The organism is Maribacter chungangensis, assembly GCF_042676845.1.
Lineage (GTDB): Bacteria > Bacteroidota > Bacteroidia > Flavobacteriales > Flavobacteriaceae > Maribacter > Maribacter chungangensis.
This window is the reverse complement of the sequence record NZ_JBHTHY010000012.1, coordinates 102619-120159: the sequence shown is the minus strand read 5'-3', so window position 1 is coordinate 120159 and position 17541 is coordinate 102619. Positions and strand designations below refer to the sequence as shown.

At 40.6% G+C, this 17541-nt stretch carries 20 protein-coding genes; 10 read left to right on the top strand and 10 right to left on the bottom strand.

Annotation, left to right across the window (positions count from 1 at the left end; translation table 11 throughout):
- Positions 1-30: 30 nt before the first annotated feature.
- Complete coding sequence (locus tag ACFQZJ_RS14050) at positions 31-1092, bottom strand: DUF3810 domain-containing protein (protein WP_379935428.1); 1062 nt, start codon at positions 1090-1092, stop codon at positions 31-33.
- A gap of 68 nt (positions 1093-1160) precedes the next feature.
- Between ACFQZJ_RS14050 and ACFQZJ_RS14045 the strand changes: the two genes are divergently transcribed.
- Complete coding sequence (locus ACFQZJ_RS14045; protein WP_379935427.1) at positions 1161-2612, top strand: aminoacyl-histidine dipeptidase; 1452 nt, start codon at positions 1161-1163, stop codon at positions 2610-2612.
- A 99-nt stretch (positions 2613-2711) separates the two neighbouring features.
- Here ACFQZJ_RS14045 and ACFQZJ_RS14040 read toward each other — a convergent pair whose 3' ends face one another.
- From ACFQZJ_RS14040 to ACFQZJ_RS14025, 4 genes are read right to left on the bottom strand one after another with little or no spacing between them, the layout of a single operon-like run.
- Entirely contained in the window at positions 2712-3785 is a 1074-nt protein-coding gene (locus tag ACFQZJ_RS14040; RefSeq protein ID WP_379935426.1) for a glycoside hydrolase family 5 protein, read from the bottom strand.
- A 45-nt stretch (positions 3786-3830) separates the two neighbouring features.
- A complete protein-coding gene (locus ACFQZJ_RS14035; RefSeq protein WP_379935425.1) occupies positions 3831-4967 on the bottom strand; it encodes a peptidylprolyl isomerase in 1137 nt (378 codons plus the stop codon).
- Between the two features lie 10 nt (positions 4968-4977).
- Entirely contained in the window at positions 4978-5529 is a 552-nt protein-coding gene (gene gldI, locus ACFQZJ_RS14030; protein WP_379935424.1) for a gliding motility-associated peptidyl-prolyl isomerase GldI, read from the bottom strand.
- Positions 5526-6542 (bottom strand): DHH family phosphoesterase, encoded by a 1017-nt coding sequence (locus tag ACFQZJ_RS14025; protein ID WP_379935423.1) that lies wholly within the window; start codon positions 6540-6542, stop codon positions 5526-5528. The genes gldI and ACFQZJ_RS14025 overlap by 4 nt, the downstream gene beginning before the upstream one ends.
- 75 nt (positions 6543-6617) lie before the next feature.
- On the opposite strand from ACFQZJ_RS14025, the gene ACFQZJ_RS14020 reads away from it, so the two are divergent.
- Together ACFQZJ_RS14020 and ACFQZJ_RS14015 are read left to right on the top strand one after the other, a co-directional pair.
- The gene (locus ACFQZJ_RS14020; RefSeq protein WP_379935422.1) at positions 6618-7637 is read left to right on the top strand and encodes an alkaline phosphatase D family protein; all 1020 of its coding nucleotides are present in this window, start codon (positions 6618-6620) and stop codon (positions 7635-7637) included.
- Between the two features lie 45 nt (positions 7638-7682).
- Positions 7683-8102 (top strand): nucleoside-diphosphate kinase, encoded by a 420-nt coding sequence (locus ACFQZJ_RS14015; protein ID WP_379935421.1) that lies wholly within the window; start codon positions 7683-7685, stop codon positions 8100-8102.
- 224 nt (positions 8103-8326) lie between these two features.
- On the opposite strand, the gene ACFQZJ_RS14010 is transcribed toward ACFQZJ_RS14015, so the two are convergent.
- The 3 genes from ACFQZJ_RS14010 to recF form a co-directional block, all read right to left on the bottom strand.
- Complete coding sequence (locus ACFQZJ_RS14010; RefSeq protein WP_379935420.1) at positions 8327-8623, bottom strand: DUF721 domain-containing protein; 297 nt, start codon at positions 8621-8623, stop codon at positions 8327-8329.
- Positions 8624-8786: 163 nt separating this feature from the next.
- Entirely contained in the window at positions 8787-9215 is a 429-nt protein-coding gene (locus tag ACFQZJ_RS14005; RefSeq protein ID WP_379935419.1) for a hypothetical protein, read from the bottom strand.
- Between the two features lie 2 nt (positions 9216-9217).
- Positions 9218-10297: a DNA replication/repair protein RecF gene (recF, locus tag ACFQZJ_RS14000; protein WP_379935418.1), complete on the bottom strand. Its 1080-nt coding sequence runs from the start codon at positions 10295-10297 to the stop codon at positions 9218-9220.
- Between the two features lie 123 nt (positions 10298-10420).
- Between recF and ACFQZJ_RS13995 the strand changes: the two genes are divergently transcribed.
- The 7 genes from ACFQZJ_RS13995 (at position 10421) to ACFQZJ_RS13965 (ending at position 16618) form a co-directional block, all read left to right on the top strand.
- Positions 10421-11188: a tetratricopeptide repeat protein gene (locus tag ACFQZJ_RS13995; protein WP_379935417.1), complete on the top strand. Its 768-nt coding sequence runs from the start codon at positions 10421-10423 to the stop codon at positions 11186-11188.
- Positions 11188-11673: a 6,7-dimethyl-8-ribityllumazine synthase gene (ribH, locus tag ACFQZJ_RS13990; RefSeq protein WP_379935416.1), complete on the top strand. Its 486-nt coding sequence runs from the start codon at positions 11188-11190 to the stop codon at positions 11671-11673. Before ACFQZJ_RS13995 ends, ribH begins: the two co-directional genes overlap by 1 nt.
- A gap of 172 nt (positions 11674-11845) precedes the next feature.
- Positions 11846-12115, top strand: coding sequence for a riboflavin synthase subunit beta (locus ACFQZJ_RS13985; RefSeq protein ID WP_379935415.1), 270 nt, complete (start codon positions 11846-11848; stop codon positions 12113-12115).
- Between the two features lie 2 nt (positions 12116-12117).
- Positions 12118-13965 carry a DNA mismatch repair endonuclease MutL gene (mutL, locus tag ACFQZJ_RS13980; protein ID WP_379935414.1) on the top strand — a complete coding sequence of 616 codons (1848 nt, stop codon included), beginning with the start codon at positions 12118-12120 and terminating at the stop codon, positions 13963-13965.
- The gene (locus ACFQZJ_RS13975; RefSeq protein WP_379935504.1) at positions 13965-14696 is read left to right on the top strand and encodes a rhomboid family intramembrane serine protease; all 732 of its coding nucleotides are present in this window, start codon (positions 13965-13967) and stop codon (positions 14694-14696) included. The genes mutL and ACFQZJ_RS13975 overlap by 1 nt, the downstream gene beginning before the upstream one ends.
- 3 nt (positions 14697-14699) lie before the next feature.
- On the top strand, positions 14700-15581 hold the full coding sequence (locus ACFQZJ_RS13970) for a rhomboid family intramembrane serine protease (protein ID WP_379935413.1): 882 nt from the start codon (positions 14700-14702) through the stop codon (positions 15579-15581).
- A gap of 5 nt (positions 15582-15586) precedes the next feature.
- Positions 15587-16618 (top strand): endonuclease/exonuclease/phosphatase family protein, encoded by a 1032-nt coding sequence (locus ACFQZJ_RS13965; protein WP_379935411.1) that lies wholly within the window; start codon positions 15587-15589, stop codon positions 16616-16618.
- On the opposite strand, the gene ACFQZJ_RS13960 is transcribed toward ACFQZJ_RS13965, so the two are convergent.
- Positions 16592-16915, bottom strand: a complete 324-nt coding sequence (locus tag ACFQZJ_RS13960; protein ID WP_379935409.1) for a DUF6122 family protein — start codon at positions 16913-16915, stop codon at positions 16592-16594. The two genes, ACFQZJ_RS13965 and ACFQZJ_RS13960, sit on opposite strands and share 27 nt — an antisense overlap.
- Positions 16908-17540: a WbqC family protein gene (locus ACFQZJ_RS13955; protein WP_379935408.1), complete on the bottom strand. Its 633-nt coding sequence runs from the start codon at positions 17538-17540 to the stop codon at positions 16908-16910. Before ACFQZJ_RS13955 ends, ACFQZJ_RS13960 begins: the two co-directional genes overlap by 8 nt.
- Position 17541 lies beyond the last annotated feature (1 nt).

Genomic DNA, 17541 nt, shown 5'->3' with positions numbered 1-17541 from the left:
TGAATTTGAGTTTGATTTTGTATTTGAGTTTTAAAGTGGATACTGCTTGTGATAGGCCACGAGCAATGACACTACAGCGTTGTAACTTTGGATTCCCTGGGCTTGATTATTTGCTTTTAAAAACGAATTGAATATCGATTTAAAAACAGGTTCTAAGGGATTCTCATATTGGTTCCAAAAGGCGGTCATTTCTTGAAAGTTCAATTTTACACCGCCGTTTAGTTCAGATAGCAGTTCGTCGAAAACAGCCGCATCACCTCTTCTTACATCATTTAAACAATAACCTAGCGCATAGGAATAGGCTGCGTATTTAAAATAGATATCCTTGTTGGTAACCGTTACCAGATATCCAATAAAGTTGGTTTCATTTTCTGCGGAATAGCCCAATTGATGTCCTATTTCATGACCTGCCACCACCGGAAACCTAAAATTTGGCAAGAGTCCGTTTACTTGTGCTTCGTTCGTAAACGGATTCAAATATCCGGCGTAGCCCATATATGTCAACATTTTGCTGAACAGCGATGTTTTAATACTAGGTTGTTGGTAGCTTAGGAACGGGTGCTTTTTCATCAGGTCCTCGTAGCCGGACAAAGTCATGTTAAACTGTTCTTTTTGCGAATAGGGAATATACACCCGTAAGGCAGAATCTTTGCTTATTGCCAGTTGTATCTCGTTTGTTTTGTTGATGAGCTGTCTTGTAAAATCTATCAGCTCTTTGTAGTCCTTGGTTTCCTCCAGTTTTAATTTTGTGGCAATAGGCTCTCGGTAGTAATTAAATCCCCACATAAAATGAAAAGTAAAATAAGCGATGGAAAGGATCATGGCAATGTCCCTAAGAAATTTGATTTTATGGCTCAGAATCTTACGTTTATTTCGATACAAATAGCCAAGGGCAAGTATAATTAAAGCAGTATACAAAAGGTCTCCGACTGAAAAAGGAATCCATCCGAACAAGAATCGAAAAACGCCGGATATAAAAGGGTAGATGCCATTACTGTAATAGCTCTCGATCCAATCTGTATGTGAACCTATCCATTTTACAAATATGATCTGTGGGAGTAGGGAAAGCGCAATTCCTGTCTTTAGGGTCATCTTCATTATGTCAAAAATAGCGAAATCCTTTTTCTGGTAGTATTTTTACGCTCCATAACTTTAATGCTATGAACAAACAACTATTACAATTGCAGCCCTCAAGTGTCTGGAACAACTTTTCCAAACTGAATGCCGTTCCACGACCTTCTAAAAAAGAGGAACGTGTAATCGCTTTTACCTTAAATTTTGGAACGGCCCTGGGTCTGGAAACTTTTAGGGACGATGTAGGGAACGTGATTATACGAAAACCGGCCAGCAAAGGCATGGAACATAAGAAAATGGTGACCCTACAATCCCATTTGGATATGGTGCACCAAAAAAATTCCGATACGGTTTTTGATTTTGATACTCAAGGAATTCGAATGTACGTAGATGGTGATTGGGTAACCGCGGAAGGCACTACCTTGGGTGCAGATAACGGTATGGGCGTTGCTGCAATTATGACGCTTCTTGAAAGTAAGGATATTGAACATCCACCTTTGGAGGCTTTGTTTACCATTGATGAAGAAACGGGAATGACAGGAGCCTTTGGCTTAAAAGGGGGTATACTTAAAGGTGAAGTGCTGTTGAATCTAGATACCGAGGAAGATGATGAAATAGACATAGGTTGCGCGGGGGGTATAGATGTAACCGCTAAAAGGAATTATGACCAGAAGGATTCGGTTCATGGAGATATCGGGTATCAGATCAAGGTCAACGGTCTAAAAGGCGGCCACAGCGGAATGGATATTCACAAAGGTCTAGGCAACGCCAATAAGATTATGAATAGGTTGTTGTACTCCGGAATCACTTTTACCATGCGTATTGGAAGTTTAGAGGGGGGTAGCCTACGCAATGCAATTCCTAGAGAGAGTACGTGTCTCATCAATATAGATAAGGAACAAGAAAATGCCTTCATAGTGGCTATGACCAAAATGGCGGATACCATAAAAAAGGAATTGAGGTTTGTAGAGCCAAATTTGGAAATAGCGTTTAGCAGGGCAGAGCCCGCTAAAAAAGTAATGGGTCTTGGGACGCAAAAAAAATTTATTAAAGGTGTTTATGCCGCTCATAATGGAGTATATGCAATGAGTGCTGCAATACCCGATTTAGTAGAAACCTCAAATAATATTGCTAGGATACAGGTTAAAGACGGCCATATTGTTATTGGATGCCTAACGCGCTCTTCGGTAGAGACCGGGAAAATGGATTTGGCATACTCCTTAAAATCGGCCTTTGAACTAGCCGGGTTCGATGTGGTTTTTAGCGGGTCGTATCCGGGTTGGAATCCAAATCCAAATTCTGCCATACTACGAGTTGCCAAAGAATTATATAAGGATATGTTCAAGGAAGAGGCGAGGGTAGTGGCGTGCCATGCCGGACTGGAATGTGGTATTTTGGGTCAGAATTATCCTGAAATGGATATGATAAGTTTTGGTCCTACCATCGTTGCTCCCCACTCGCCAGATGAACGGGTTTCCATCTCATCGGTGCAGAAGTTTTGGCGGTTTTTGTTGGAGCTGTTGAAGAATACGCCATAAACGGATGTCGTTCGATAACAAGGCGTATTAGAATCACGATAACCCGTGAACCGGTAAAAGAAGAGGCGAACAGGATCATGCAATTTTATCCTGTTGCACCTATTCGAACTTAGGATTTTTCTTTCGTAGTTCTTCGCGAACCATAAGGCCACTGGTGGTAATATCGCTGTTCGGCCATTGACCGGTGGTAGCTGCATTCGGTTTTAAAACAGCCGAATTTTCCTCTTTATCGGCAACCGACCAATTGCACCAAGAAATGTTGTTGTTGTCCAAGAATTCCCACCAAATATCAGTTTCTTCGACATCTATAAATCCATCTCCGCTATAATCCGTAGTTCCGTATTCCGTTACAAATATGGCAATATTGTTGTCCAACGCCCGCTGTGCCTTTTCCCTTAATTCCTGTTTGTGGGTAGCGGCATAGTAGTGAAGGGTATAAGCAACATTGTCGTCCTCAATTTCGTTTCCTATAACTTCATCTACCTCCTGTGACCAGTTTCGTGTGCCACATACCACAATATTATCTGGATCGTGCTTTCGTATTTCTGCAAGTACGGCTTCATGATATGGTTTAAGCACTGTGGTCCAAGAAACATCTAGAGGCTCATTATAGAGTTCGTAGATAATATTGGGTTCATTCCCATACTTCTGGGCTATTTCGGTAAAAAACGCTTTTGCTTCTTCCTCATAATCTTCTGCATGGTGGCTGTGCCAATCTACTATAACATAGATGCCTTGTTCAATGGCAGCGTCAATAATGGTAAATACTTTTTGTTTCTCGATTTCCGGATTGCTTAGGTAGCCATCATAATCTTCAATTCCCATGGCTGCCCTTACTATGGTTACCTGCCAATCTTCTTTTAACCATGAAACCACTTCCGGCGTGTAGTATTGTCCCATCCATTGGCTCCAGAACAGGGACATGCCCCGTAGTTGGATCGTTTCATTGTTTTGATCAACAATTCTGTTGCCGTCTATTCGTAGTTGTCCGTGCAGGGAAACAACGGTTTCTCCAAGCCCTGAAATCTCAGGTTCCGGGTCTGCTGAATCCTTGTCTATTTCCGATATGGGATCTTCGTCTGGGCTGTTTTGTACTTCACCTGAAGCGCTACAGGAAAATGCAGTTACAAAAATCAGCATACCTGCCAGGAAAACATTTGTTTTTTTTCGCATCTATGCTGATTTTTAGATTTTCGATAATTATACTTCCTCTATTTATTATTTGATGCCAGTAAGCTCCACATCAAAAATAACGTCCGAATTTGGCGGAATAGGACCTGCACCTTGCGCGCCCCAACCTAGGTGGGCGGGAATGAACAAACGAACCTTATCTCCCACCTTCATGGATAACAGGCCTTCTTCAAAACCTGCTACGAGTCCGGAATTGGTTGCGTAGGTCATCGGTGCCGGCATGTAGGCTCCCCCTTGCGCTTTTCTTTCATCATACCTTCCATATTTTTTTGCTACTTCCTCAAAGTTACTCTCAAATAAGGAACCATCTGGCAGATATCCGGCATACATCACCTCTACTTGTTGTCCAATTTTTGGTTTTTCACCGTCACCTTCTTGTAAAACTAGCATTTTTAGACCGGAAGGGAGCTGTTTGGCGCTACCGGCTTGCGCTTCGAGTTCTGTTGCAAAATCGGCCATCATACCCTTCATGGCGGCCATTTTTTCAGCTTTTTCCTTCTCCAAGGCTGCCAAACGTTCTTCTTCGTTATCAAAGTAATCGGTCATTATTTGTACGGCATCAAATTTTTTGGCCTCTTTTCCATTTCTGATTATTTGAACAGTGTTCATGCTTACGCTGTCTACAGGTTTATTTCCTGTACCCACAGGTACGTTCGCAATAGAATCTACCACTGCGATACCTTCTACAACTTCCCCAAAAATCGTATGAACACCATCTAACCAAGGTGTTGGTTTGTGCGTGATAAAAAACTGGCTTCCATTGGTTGCCGGTCCGCTGTTTGCAGAGGAAAGAAGTCCTTTTCTATCGTGGATCAAGGAGTCGTTAAACTCGTCCATAAAACGGTAGCCCGGGTTTCCCATTCCGGTTCCGTTAGGACATCCTCCTTGTATCATGAAGTCTTTCATTACACGGTGAAAAATGAGTCCGTCGTAATATTTTTTTCCTTTAAAGTTTTCGCTTACAAATGGACTTGTTCCTTCTGCTAGCGATATAAAGTTAGCAACGGTGACAGGTGTTTTTTCGTGCTCCAAGCGCACGATGATATCACCTTTGCTCGTTTGGATATTGGCGAACAGACCCTCTCCAAGTTCTGGGTTCTGACTAGTCTTACAGCTGGCCAAAGCTATTGTCAAAGCAGCTACTACATATATTTTTTTGAACATAATGGTACTTTTAATCATCTAATTTTAGTTGTTGTTTTTCAATTTTCAATAATTCTACCGTAGATTTTAGAGGAACGTTAATCCCTATTTTGTCACCATCTCCGTGTATGCCAAAGCCGAGGGACGAAGGGAATAAAAATGTAGCCTTTTCTCCTTCTTTCAAGAGTTTTATTGCGTGCCTAAGTCCTATGAACAGTTCTTGTTTATCTACTTTATAGGATAGGATTCCTATATCTTCTTTTGAATATAAGGTATCATTTTCCAAGGTAAGCAGATTATAGGTAAGTACCACCAAATCATCTGTTTTTGGGGTATAGTCCGTACTGTCGTTTACGACTAGGTAATGGTACCAAGAACCGGACGCCGTGTGACTGTAGTGCTTTAAGGAGTCTGTTTTGATGATTTCTTGAATTTTTTCCTCTTCTTGTTGCAGTAATTTCTTGCTACGCTCTATAGATGCTTTGAAAAAACTACCACTTTTGGTCTGTACCGGTCTTCTGGGTTCCGGTCCGGAACAACTAAGAACTAGCAGTAGTAGTATAGCCCCGAATCTTGTTTTCATAGGGTAAGGGCTTTTTTGAATTGTGGTAAAAGGGATTCGAAATAACGCGTAGTTTCAGCCATAGAGGCATCACTTTTCCCTCCTGCCGCATTGGTGTGTCCGCCACCTTCAAAGAATTTTCTGGCAAAATGGTTTACGTCAAAATCACCCACAGATCTAAAGGAAATTTTCAGAATACCTTCTTCTCTATTTTCTATAAAGATCACTGCAAAGCGAATATGCTCCAAAGTGAGGCCATAATTTACGAAACCTTCCGTATCGCCCTTGCTAAAATTATACTGGTCCAGTTCTTCCTGGCTTAGGGTAATGTAAGTAGTATTGTATTCGGATAAAATTACCATGTTCTTAAGCGCACACCCCAAGAGGTGCAGTCTGCTGGGAGAGTTGGTATCGTAAATACGGCTATGGATCGCTGTGTTGTCCGCACCTTTGTCTATAAGTTTGGCCACGATTCTATGTGTTGTACTCGTGGTAGATTTGAATTTAAAGGAGCCGGTATCCGTAAGGATGCCCGTGTAGATGCAGTTTGCTATTTCCGAGGTAACCTCGTCTTCCGCATTCAGATAAGTCAACAGGTGATATACCATTTCACAGGTGGAGCTCATGCGCACATCGGAATACATGATTTGAGCATAGTCGGACGGTTCTTGGTGATGGTCTACCATAACAAAGGTGGCCTCGGCCGCCTCTAGACTAGCGGTCATTTGTCCTACCCGTCCCAAGTGGTTGAAATCCAAGGTGAAAATTACTTCGGCACTGGAAATACGGTCCATTGCTTGGGTGTTTTCTTTTTCAAAATTCAGAATACTTTCTGCCCCCGGCATCCATTTTAAGAATTTTGGAAAATCGTTTGGAGCTACCACCATGGCATTATGCCCCTTGCCTTTTAGATAATGCCAAAGGGCCAGTGTAGAACCTATGGCATCGCCATCGGGATTTTTATGCGGTATTATCGCTATTTTCTTGGGTAGGGAAAGTAGCGTTTTAAGGGCATTTATGTGCTCTAAATTCATGGCGGCAAAGATACGATTTAATACCATAAAGCTAAAAATGAAAGTGTATTTTTGTGTCACCAATATCCTTGACAGATGAAAAAAATACTATTATTTCTTTGTTTCACCATGGCCTATTCTTGCGGGTCTACCAAAAAGACTTCGAAAGATTCCAATGAGTTTACCATTGCTTTTGGTTCTTGTAACAAGGCTTCGCTGCCAAATTTACTTTGGGACGATATTCAACGCAGGAACCCCGATGTATGGATATGGGGAGGTGATAACATTTATGCCGATACAGATGATATGGAAAAGCTCAAACGCATGTATACCGAACAAAAGGCAATACCGGGATATAGTAAGTTAATAAATACGGTCGATGTAATAGGTACTTGGGATGACCATGATTACGGTCTTAATGACGGAGGTGTAGAATTTGCGGCCAAAAGGGAAAGTCAGCAAGAATTTCTTGATTTTATGGATGTGCCAGCCAGTAGTCCAAGAAGGCAACAGGAAGGTATTTATACTTCACATGAATACAAACAGGATGCGGGCAAGGTTAAAATAATTGTTTCGGATACGCGCTATTTCAGAACGGCTCTAACACCCGATACCGAAACAAAAAAACGAATCAAACCTAATGCATACGGAGAAGGTACCGTGCTAGGGAATACGCAGTGGACTTGGTTGGAAAAGCAATTGTCGGATTCCGATGCAGATTTCAACATTATAGTCAGCAGTATTCAGGTGCTGTCCAACGAACATGGCTTTGAGTGTTGGGGCAATTTTCCGCATGAGGTAGACCGTTTAAAACGGACTATTGCGGATTCTGGGGCAAAGGGCGTGCTCATCCTCTCAGGTGACCGGCATATTTCTGAAATATCCAGTGCTAAGGTCAAAGGCCTTGCCTATCCTTTAGTCGATTTTACAAGCAGTGGGCTAACACATGCCTATAGCAAATTTAAAGGTGAACCTAATCCGTTTAGGGTAGGTGAGGTAGTAAGTACCGAAAGCTTTGGTTCTGTGCTGTTGAATTTTAGAACAAAAACAGCCGTTTTACAAATAGTAGGAGATAATGGGACTGTACTTGGAGAAGTACGACAAGGTTATGAATAGTTGTTGGTTGTTTAGAAAATCGTATTTTTGCGCAAAATTTTAAATATGAGTACAGATAGAACGTTTACAATGATTAAGCCAGATGCCGTTGCCAACGGACATATAGGGGCTATATTAGAGAAAATAGCCGCATCCGGATTTAAGATCGTAGCTATGAAATATACGCAGTTGAGCCTTAGGGATGCGCAAGAGTTTTATGCTGTTCATAAGGAGCGTCCGTTTTTTGGTGAGCTAGTAGAATTTATGACTAGAGGTCCTATAGTTGCTGCTATTTTAGAAAAGGAAAATGCTGTTGAAGATTTTAGAGCGTTAATAGGTGCTACAAACCCTGCGGAAGCCGCGGAGGGAACGATCCGTAAGATGTTCGCTACAGATATTTCGGAGAATGCGGTTCATGGTTCCGATAGTGATGAAAATGCCGCAATAGAAGGTTCTTTTCATTTTTCGGGTAGGGAAATCTACTAAGTCGACTGCCAAAATATAGAGTAAAGACCGATTCGCTAGATGTGAGTCGGTCTTTTTTTGTTTGTTCTAAAGGGTTAAACCGTTTTGGCGATTCCAAAGTTTACTTTATTTATGGTTATGTAAAGCGCAAACTATCGGAAAAAAAAGACAATATAAATTTAAAAGTAAAAAGGGGTAGGCTACCAGTATTATAGTTTTGACCAACAACCGCCGTTGCTAGGTACTCAACGAAGTACAATTTTTTTGATCAGATTTTTTCCCAACTCTTCGTTCAGCATTGCAATAATCTTTGAGGTGCCCAAGCTAAGTTCCTCCCTAAGTACAGATGAGGATAAAGAGACATATAGGGTATTGTTTCGTAGTTCAATAGCAGTTGTGTAATTGTTTACACCGTTTCCCATGAGACGCGCCCAAGCGGCACGGGCGTCTACTTTATCCATTCCGCCCTGTAGTTTGTTCTTTTGGATAAAAGCGGATAACGCTTGCTTCATATTAAGGTTGTCATTTTCTCTCTTGGCCATACTTAGGGTGTGCTATTGGGTCCGCTCCGAAAAGCTGCTTAGGATTATGTTTGTATAAAATGGATTTTAATAGTTTTTAGATCTTCATTTTAAGTTGTTTAAAAGGCGGGTAATAAATGCCTTAGTAAGGCTCTTTCTGATTATCCGGAATCCTTGGGACAGTTTATGGAGTGGACTCTATGTTAATGGGTTCAAATCGTTTATAGTGATATAGGATGCCGTCTTCATTTTTAACGGTGAAATTATCCGCTGTCAACGACGTAAGTGTTTCCTTCCACTCGCTAAGATCGTTTTTGTAGTGTAGGGAGAACACTTTTTCATTACTAATTAGTTCAAAGGGTTCCGCATCATCGGATGTTTCGTAGCTACCATCGAATCTTGGCTTCATTTTTTTTCTAAATCCTTTTAAACCGTCCAGTTGTATGAATTCAATATCGGTATTCATCTTATATTCCTTCTTTCCTCCGTTTGGAAATTCTACTGTTTCTATTTCCCAGTACCCGTTAAGTAGGTCGAGTTTGTCCTCGCTGATAGAAGTACAACTAAATATAAATATAAGGGTAAAACTTAAGAAAATGAGTGAACGGTTCATAGCTATAGTTTAAAGATCTTATAGGATTGATGTATTTTTTTTACCACGTTTTCGGTTCTATCGGCATGGGTGTCGCTAACGAATATTTGTCCAAAATTTTTGTTATTTACCAAGGTAATGATATGTGCCACACGGTGTTCGTCCAACTTATCAAAAATATCGTCTAACAGCAAAATAGGGGTGATCCCCGAAATTTCCTGCATGAATTGGAACTGTGCAAATTTTAAAGCGATAAGAAAAGATTTTTGTTGGCCCTGACTTCCAAATTTTTTGATCGGATAATCGGTAATGGTAAAGCTAAGGTCGTCTTTGTGAATACCAACACTGGTATATTGTAACGCTCTGTCCTTATCCAGGTTTTTTGCCAAGAGACTTGCGGTATCGTTTAAATGAAGTTTGCTGTCGTATTTTAAATGTACCTCCTCCGTATTTCCGGTAATGGCTCTGTATTGGGTTTTGAAAATTGGGATGAATCTTTCTAAAAAATCACTTCGTTTGGCAAATATCTCCGAACCATAAGTGTGTAACTGTTCGTTATAAACTGCCAATGTTGCATTATCAAAGGTATGGTTTGCGGCAAAGTATTTTAAAAGGGCGTTGCGTTGGGATAGTACTTTGTTGTAATTGATTAGGGACTGTAGATAAGCTTTGTCCGACTGCGAAATTACCCCATCCATAAACTTGCGGCGAACCTCACTGCCTTCGGAAATTAAATCGCGATCGGCGGGAGAGATGATAACCAGTGGCAATAGCCCTATATGATCTGCAAAACGGTCATAAGCTTTCCCGTTTCTTTTTATAATCTTTTTGTTGTTTCGTTTTAAGCTACAAACAATTTTTTCTTCACGGTCCTGCTTTTCAAAAATCCCTTCTACAACAAAAAAATCCGAACCGTGTTTAATGTTCTGGGACGCAATGGGGTTAAAATAACTTTTCCCGAATGCGAGATGATAAATGGCATCCAGAATATTGGTTTTTCCCCTGCCGTTATCGCCTACGAAACAATTGATCTTCGAATCAAAAACCAAGTCTTTTGATTCGAAGTTTTTATAATTAAGAAGCGACACCGTTTTAAGAAACATTAAAATTCGTTGATTTTTTGATTTGGATAGGTACTATTCCCTTGAATAATTCAAAAATAACGAATAAATACGCCATTGGATTTCAATAAAAACTTTATTTTTGCGCGACCAATAAAATTTGAGATGGCAACATATAAGAAAAGAGGATTTAAACCACAAACAAAGACTGAGAAGCAGGAGTTTGACGAGCAAGAGAGCACAACGGCAGAGGTGTTCAGTAGCTTGGATGAAGGCGCTTCGCGCTCAGAGGAGTGGGTTTCCAAGAACCAAAATTATATTTTGGGCTTCATTGGCGTCGTAGCTATTGGCGTATTGGGTTACCTGGCCTATGTACAATTTGTACAAAAACCAAAAGAGACCAGTGCAGCTAACGAAATGTATTATCCACAACAATATTTTGATCAGGCCTTGGCGAGTACAACGGCCAAGGATTCCTTGTTTACGTTGGCCTTGGAAGGTGCGGAAGGTAAATACGGATTCCTGGACATCATGGAAGAGTACAGTGGCACCAAAGCTGCTAATTTGGCAAGCTATTCTGCTGGTATGGCCTACCTCAATATGAACAAGTATCAAGAAGCGATTGATTATCTGGAAGGTTTTAGTTCTGACGATGAAATTCTTGGAGCTTTGGCAAAAGGCGGTCTAGGGGACGCGTTTATGCAATTGAACCAACCCTCCGATGCTTTAGGCTACTATGAGTCTGCAGCGGCACATAGCACAAACGCATATACAACACCCAAGTTTTTATACAAAGCCGGTGTTACAGCCTTGGAAATGGGCAATAAATCCAAAGCCTTAGGTTTTTTTCAACGTATAAAAGATGAATTTTCAGCTTCTGAGGCCGCAACATCTATCGATGCTTTCATTGGCATGGCAAAAGGCGGTGCGTAATGGCAACGGCGAACAAAAATTTATCGGATTATAATAAGACAACGATCCCAAATGCGAATAAATTTCGGTTTGGGATCGTTGTTTCCGAATGGAACCATGAGATTACCGAAGGCTTGTATACTGGGGCAATTGAAGCGCTAAAGGATTGTGGCGCATTAGAAGCAAATATTACACGTTGGAACGTTCCCGGTAGTTTTGAGCTTACGTTTGGATGCAAGAAAATGATAGCGCAAGGAGGTTTTGATGCTGTAATTGCGATCGGGAGTGTTATACAAGGTGAAACTAAACATTTCGACTTTGTGTGCAGTGCGACCGCGCAGGGCATCATGGACCTGAACGTGCAGACCAATGTACCTGTTATCTTCTGTGTGCTTACCGACAATACCTTACAGCAAGCGATTGATCGTAGTGGGGGTAAGCATGGGAACAAAGGTGCTGAGGCTGCTATAGCCGCTATTAAGATGGCCGCTTTAGGCAACGGGTAGGCCGGCTAAATTTTTAAAAATCTCCCTCTGTTTTTTCAGTATTTTAAGCATTACGTTGGTCGGACAATTCCATCAAAAGGACTGTTAACAAATTTTGGCACTTCTTTATACGGTCGGTTTTTGCTTTTTAAGTAACTTTGAAGCTATGGGAATGCTGAGTAAAATAACGCGATTGCGTAAAAATAGACGGTACGACTATAGTCCTAGATACTATGATGATAAGGGTAAGGGGAATCCTTACAAATTGGAACCCAAGTTTGACCAGTTTAGGAGTACCTTAACCAACCAACGCGGCTTAAAGAACAAGATAACCAATGCAGTTGAAGATACCCGCAGAGCGGGAGACCGTAGTCTAAAAATAAGAATGGCCATAATATTAGCGATCCTGATCTTGATCTTTCTGTATATCATTGATTTTGATCTCACCATATTCTTTACCTAATAATGGCGGATATTATTAGACTCTTACCGGACCACGTGGCCAATCAAATAGCTGCAGGTGAAGTGGTGCAACGTCCTTCATCGGTGGTGAAAGAATTATTGGAGAATGCAATCGATGCCGGTGCAACCGAAATCAAACTTATCGTAAAGGGCGGCGGCAAGACCCTTATCCAGGTTGTGGATAATGGAAAAGGAATGAGCATTACCGATGCCCGCTTGAGTTTTGAACGCCATGCCACTTCAAAAATTGAAAAGGCGGAAGATCTTTTTAACCTGAATACCAAAGGTTTTCGTGGAGAGGCCTTGGCCTCAATTGCCGCTATTGCCCATGTAGAGATGATGACCAAAACAGAGGCAGATGAGGTTGGTACCCACATTAAAATAGAAGGCAGTAAGATCAGTAGTCAGGAAGTGGCAGTGGTTCCTAAAGGCACGTCCATGCTGGTTAAGAATCTTTTTTTTAATATTCCTGCAAGGAGAAATTTCTTAAAATCAGATCAGGTAGAATACCGTCATATTACCGATGAATTTCATAGGGTAGCATTGGCGCATCCTCAAATCGCCTTTCATTTTTATAATAACGGGAGTGAAGTATTCATACTGTCCGCCAATGATTTTAGAAAGCGTATCGTTAGTATATTCGGTAGAAAGTCGAACGAGAAATTAGTGCCCGTGCAAGAAGATACGCAAGTGGTGCGTATTTCGGGCTTTGTGCAAAAACCTGAATTTGCTAAAAAGAGTAGGGGAGAACAGTTTTTCTTCGCTAATAACCGGTTTATCAAAAGTCCCTACCTGCATCATGCTATCCTTGGTGCTTTTGAAGGCTTGGTCAAGCCTGGAACCCATCCCGGTTATTTCTTAAATTTGGAAGTGGATCCTAGTACAATAGATATCAATATTCACCCCACCAAGACCGAAGTTAAGTTTGATGATGAGCATACGTTGTACGCTTACCTAAAATCTGCCGTTAAGCATAGTTTGGGTCAGTTTAACGTGGTCCCTGCGTTGGATTTTGAACAGGACCAGAATTTGGAAACTCCTTATGCCTATCAAAACAGGCATGCACCCACACCAAATATCGCTGTGGATGCCGGTTTTAATCCTTTTAAGGAACAGGTTCACAAAACATCCCATGGCGCAACCTATACAAAGACAAGTGCCAAAGGTTGGGAAAACTTATATGAAGGATTACAAGTAAATAATCAAGAGCTTAGGCCCAGCACCATAGCTTTTGAATCCGAAGAAATTAATAGTACTATTTTTGATTCGGAAAGGGATCAGGGAGAACATGCAACTACCACGTTTCAGTTGCGTAAAAAATATATTATTACCACGATCAAATCCGGTATGGTGGTCATTAATCAAAGTAGGGCACATCAACGTGTACTTTACGAAAAGTTCCTCAAAAATATTACGGTAAAAGAGGCGGTTAGCCAGCAACTGTTATTTCCGCTTTGCTTGTCCTTTTCTAAGACCGAATTGGATATTTTGATTGAAATTAAGGATAGCCTAAGTGCCGTAGGTTTTGTATTTGGTGAAATTAACACCGAAATTGTAGAGGTAAAAGGGGTTCCCGTGGTAGTTGTAGAAAGTGAGGTGCAGATGGTTATGGAGCAGTTGATTTCAGATTTTCAACTGGAGATTTCTACGGATAGTTTTTCGCAGGGCGACATGTTGGCCAAAACCTTGGCCAAGACCCTCTCCGTGAAAACGGGGGAATTACTGGACGATAGATCGCAGTTGGCCTTGGTAAACAATTTGTTTGCCTGTAAGGAAACTACGTTGAGCCCGTTTAACAAACGTACCTACGTAACGATTACAGAAAATGATATTGATAGAAAATTTATATGATGGGTAGACTAACGGATGCGATCAAGCATTTATTGATTATTAATGTTTTATTTTTTATTGCTACCCAGTTGTATGGGGATATGATGTACCAATGGTTCTCGCTTTGGTTCCCTAAGAACGAAAATTTTGGACTTTGGCAAATACTGTCCCATATGTTTATGCATGGTGGCTTTTGGCATATTATGTTCAATATGTATGCCTTATGGGCCTTTGGTTCACCATTGGAACAAATGTGGGGAAGGAATAAGTTTTTTTTCTTTTATTTTTCGGCAGGTTTAGGTGCCGCACTCATACATACCGGTGTAAATTATTATCATTTTAATGAGGGTATGAGTGAGCTTTTATCAACAGGCCTAGTAGATGACCAAATACAAAATTTTTTAAGATTACCTAGGGATTTAGTAAAAGCTCAGTATTTCGAGTTTCTAGATTTTTATGATGCGTACAATACCCCTGCCGTTGGTGCTTCTGGTGCTATTTATGGGATATTGGTGGCCTTTGGGATGTCATATCCGAACAGTGAGCTGTTTCTAATGTTCATTCCCGTTCCTGTAAAAGCAAAGTATTTTATTCCTGTATTAATAGGATTGGATTTGTTTTCGGGAGTTACGGGATATAGTATGTTTGGTCAAGGAATTGCGCATTTCGCCCATATTGGTGGAGCACTCTTTGGATTTTTGATGATGTGGTACTGGAAAAAAAATCAGTTTAACGATAATAGGTGGGACTAGAAGATGACGCAAGGAAATTTAAAATATCAGTTTAGTAGATTATCGATTGCCGAGAAGCTCATCGCCATAAATGTGGTGGTGTTCATCGTGGAGCGCTTAACTACATTTTTACTACGGTTAACCGACAATAGTATTGTAAAGTGGTTTGAACTGCCAAAGGACTTCTTCGACTTTTTGTTGCAACCATGGTCTATTATTACCTACTCTTTCTTCCATGGAGGCTTTGGTCACTTATTTTGGAATATGTTGCTTATTTATTTTGTAGGTAGGATATTTTTGAACCTTTTTGATGCCAAGCGCTTTTTAAACGTATACCTCCTTGGCGTAATTATGGGAGGGCTGTTCTTTTTTTTAGGGTATAATATTTTTCCTGCCTTCTTTGATGTGAACGCTTATTTAATAGGAGCTTCTGCAGGTGCCAGTGCCATATTGATTTTTATATGTGCCTACATACCCAACCAAGAGGTGCGCTTGATTTTCTTTAATGTTAAGCTTTGGTACATAGGGGTGTTCGTGGTGCTGGTAGATTTGATACAGTTGCCTGGAAGTGATAATGCTGGCGGACATTTGGCCCATCTGGGTGGCGCGTTACTAGGATATTGGTACGCAAGACAACTGGTTAATGGAACCGATATAGGAGCAGGATTCTCAAGATTTCTAGACGCTACGGTAAATCTCTTTAAGCGAAGTGAAAAGAAGGCACCGTTAAAAACGGTGTATAAAAGTAAGAAAAGTGGGGCTAGTGCAACTGCCAAAGCGCAGTATGATAAACAAACAAACCAAAAGAAAATTGATGCTATTTTAGACAAAATAAGTAAATCTGGCTATGAGAGCCTATCCAAAGCGGAGAAAGATTTTTTGTTCCAAGCCGGTAAGGAGGATTAGCATCTATGAAGAAACTCTCTTTTTTTAATCGGATAGCGTTTTATCTGAACCTTGTTAGTTCATTGGCACTATTGCTAGCTTGTATCGTGCCCTATACCAATTCTGCAAGTCTGGCATTTTTTAGTTTAGCGGTGCCGGGTTTGGTTCTTATCAATCTCTTCTTTGTTTTGTATTGGTTATTACGTAAGAGAGCGTTAGTTGTAATTCCCATTGCGGTTTACCTGTATTGGTATATAACATTAGGTTCTTTTATAACGTTCAATATTTCACCAAAACCTATTGGCGAGCACACTTCACTAAATATTATGACGTATAATACCTTGGGTTTTAGAGGTAAGGAAGATGATTGGGAAAGTACTGCCGGTGACAGTATCGTTGCTTTTATAAATACGGAAAAACCGGATATTGTATGTTTTCAAGAGTATGATTATATGAAAATGGACAAGGATAGTTTTAAAGGCTACCCGTACAGTTCTGTTGATTCCGAGTTTGGAAAGAATGATACAAGACTATACCAAGCTATTTATTCTAAACACAGGATAATAGATGTGGGTTACCTAGAATTTGGCAATACCTATAATAGTAGTGTTTATGCGGATGTACTGGTTAAAAGTGATACGCTAAGACTATATAGCGTCCATCTTCAGTCCTTGAATATTAGACCTTGGAATCTTAAAAGCGAGCGATCGGACAGACTTTTTGCTAGATTGCGCAGGTCGTTCGAAAAACAACAGCAACAAACCGAGATTATTAGAAAACACATGGATTCCAGTCCGTATACGAACATTGTCGTGGGTGATTTCAATAACAATCAATATTCTAGTGTATATTTTAACTTAAAAAGAGATTTAAAGGATACATTTATTGAAAAAGGTAACGGGTACGGGGCGACAATTAATTTTTGGAAATTCCCCTTTCGAATAGATTTTATTCTGGTAGACCCATCCTTAGAAGTGCTTTCACATCAAAACTATACTATCAACCTCTCCGATCATGAACCTATTATGGCATCAATCAAAATTCCCCGGAATAAATAAACAATCTACCGTATCTGCCAAAATATGGACAAGAAAGGCAATGCCCCAAATTCGGGTCTTCTTTACTGCTGTTAGTATTAGATATACGCCTATTGCCCAGTAGGTATGTAGCGGGTGGAAGTCGATACTGCAACGCATGGGGTCAAAAACTGGTGTTGCTATACTATGATCTATGTCAATAACAATACCGGCCAATAAGATGAGCGCCGCTTTTAAACGTTGTTCCTTGAAAAAGAAATAAGCAATGCCCAAAGGCACTATAAAGTGAATGCCATAGTGTAGAAAAAACCTAAGCATTGCGCAGCATAAGTTTTGTCTCTTGTAGATAGGCCGTAGCTTGAGGCCCTAAATTGAATAAAAGGTCCAATATGCTCAAATTGGGTGTAAACCCGTGCCTGTCTCCAAAGACCTGAACATAATCGGTTTGTACTAGATCAATCACATTCTTCACGCTTACCAAATGCCTATAGTCCAGTTCGGATTCATGGCCAAGTGTAAAGACTTCCGTTTTTGCAGTAGGCATTCTTAGTTGTAGGCACTCGCAAATAATCTCAATGGTTTTAAGGTTAAAGTCCATTAAGTATTCAAATTTTGTACCGTACAGCGGTTGTATGTCATCCTCGTAGAATTCAAAGAACGGGGACGTTCGATAGGCGGTTTCCAAGGTTCGCCAATGTTGACGCTGCCACGGATAGCTGTTGTCTATCTTCACTTCTCGGTTGAGCTGTTTTCCATTGCTCTGGCCCACGTGGGTAATAGGAATACTAAGAATGTGCTTGCCACGATCATTGCAGATATAGGTTCTGTTCCTAAAGGTCTGTTTTTGATAGTTTCCCTGTACTTCCCAAACAATTTCATCGCTTTGTACGAAAACGGTAAAAAATGCGATATTGGGAAAATAGGCAGGATAAAGAATGTTCATA